General features: G+C 74.5%; 1 pseudogene. It reads right to left on the bottom strand.

The features are described 5' to 3' along the window. Nucleotides 1-408: pseudogene (locus JYA52_RS23170) on the bottom strand (HNH endonuclease); the annotation flags it as partial.

Genomic DNA, 408 nt, shown 5'->3' with positions numbered 1-408 from the left:
GATCTCGATGCCGGTGATCCCGCCGGGGGTGCCGGTGGTCCATTCGACCAGGTCATCGGCCATGATCTGCCCGCGGGCGCGTTCATCCCCGCCGGAGCGCAGGCTGTCCGCGTGCCGGGTCAGGGCCGCGTGCACGGCGACACCTGCCGAGACGGGCAATAGGGCGGTCAGGTAGCACATGGTGTCCGGTGCCGGGCGGAGGCTGACGTGCCGTTCGGTGGCGGCGTGGGCCGCGCGCTGGGTGACGGAGCGCGGGTCCCGGCGGTAGGCGGCGGCCCGGGCGGCGGCCACGACGGCCCGGTCTCCTGCACCGGTCAGCGTTCCGGTGTCGGGGGCGAGTTCCTCATCGACGCTGGACCGGTCCGCGGCGGACAGGGACGCCGTTTCGCGCACCAGCAACGTGGCCCG

The sequence above is a fragment of the Arthrobacter pascens genome (assembly GCF_017052465.1).
Classification (GTDB): domain Bacteria; phylum Actinomycetota; class Actinomycetes; order Actinomycetales; family Micrococcaceae; genus Arthrobacter; species Arthrobacter pascens.
The sequence above is the reverse complement of the archived record's forward strand: the minus strand, read 5'-3'. Positions and strand labels throughout refer to the sequence as shown.